General features: G+C 70.9%; 2 protein-coding genes. Both read right to left on the bottom strand.

The genetic code is table 11. The features are described 5' to 3' along the window. The coding region (locus TY25_RS30415; protein WP_042261856.1) for an LLM class flavin-dependent oxidoreductase at window positions 1-349 on the bottom strand (349 nt) is incomplete at its 3' end. A gap of 15 nt (window positions 350-364) precedes the next feature. Beyond that, on the bottom strand, window positions 365-1,351 hold a 987-nt coding region (locus TY25_RS30410), incomplete at its 5' end, for an LLM class flavin-dependent oxidoreductase (RefSeq protein ID WP_042261854.1).

Here is a 1,351-nt window from a genome sequence, read left to right as displayed (position 1 = left end):
CGCTCAGCCGTCGCGCGAGATCGCCGGGTTCGTTGTATGTGGTGTTCTGCGTGGCGACCAGGCCGATATGCCGGGTGACGCCGGCCAGCGCGGCCAGCTGCGCGATCGCGTCCGGCCGGCCCGCGATGTCGAGTTCCAGGATCCGGCCGTCCTGTTCCCGCAGGCGCAGGCCCTCGCCGAGGAAGAACGCGTCGAACAGCCCGCGCTCGGCGGTCTGCGCGACCCGGCGGAAGGTCTCGAAGTCGATCTGGGAACCGCTGGCCGGATCGGACCAGATGGTGGTGTGGTTGACGCCCTGGAAGAACACCCCGAAGTGGACCTGGGCGTCCGGGCGCGGCGGGACTGTCATCGCGTTGATTCCTGTCTAGTTCGTCGCGGCGTAGCGGTTGACCGGGCGACCCAGCCCGAGATTGGTGCGCAAGGTCGAGCCGGGGACCGGCCGATGTGCGACACCCGTGCGCAGCAGCGCGGGCAGCACCTGCCGCGCGAGCACCGGCAGGTCTTCGTCGATGACCGCCGGGTGCAGGCGCACGCCGTCCAGATGGCCGCTGAGATGGGTGAGCAGATCGACCAGCGCCGCCGCGGAACCGGAAAAGGTCAGTCGGGCAGGGGAACTGGACGGAGCCGCGCCGAAGCGCTGCTCGGCGGTCGCCGTGGGGGTGTCCAGGGTGACGTCGATCTCGGCGAAGGTCAGCGGCGTACCCGCCGACCGTGACCGCTGCGCCGCCTCGATCGCGGCCGCGACGGAATCGGCGGCGACCAGCCGCACGTCCACCTCGCCGTCCGCGCCGAAGACCACCGGTTGTCCCTGCGGCGGTCGCGGCACGATCGCCGGACCCTTCACCGCGAAGGTCGTGCCGCGGAAGTCGATGTAGTGCAGCCTGTTCCGGTCCAGGAAGCGGCCGTTGGGGTAGTCGCGGATCACCGCGTCGTCCTCCCAGGAGTCCCAGAGTCGTCGTACGACCTCGATGGAATCCTTTTGCTCCCTGGCCAGTTCGGTGGCACCGGTTACCGTCGCGCGGCCCCACGCGCGTGCGGCGCGCTGGTCGTCGACGCCTTCGGCGATCCAGCCCGCGCGGCCGCGGGAGGCGTAGTCGAGCGTGGCGATCTGCGAAGACGTGTGGAACGGTTCGGCATAGGTGGTGGCGACGGTGGGCACCAGGCCGATCGTGCTGGTGGTCGCCGCCACGAACGACGCGCGGGTGACCGCGTCGATCCGGCCCGGGACATCCGTGGGCGGCAGAATGGAATCCGCGAAGGTCGCCAGGGTGAAGCCCGCGTTCTCGGCGGTGGCGACCCGCTCGCGGACCGTGTCACCGGTGAGCAGCCGATCCGGCGTATGCGCGGCGCG

It is taken from the genome of Nocardia brasiliensis NBRC 14402 (assembly GCF_000308475.2).
GTDB classification, from domain to species: Bacteria; Actinomycetota; Actinomycetes; order Mycobacteriales; family Mycobacteriaceae; genus Nocardia; species Nocardia brasiliensis.
The sequence above is the reverse complement of the archived record's forward strand: the minus strand, read 5'-3'. Positions and strand labels throughout refer to the sequence as shown.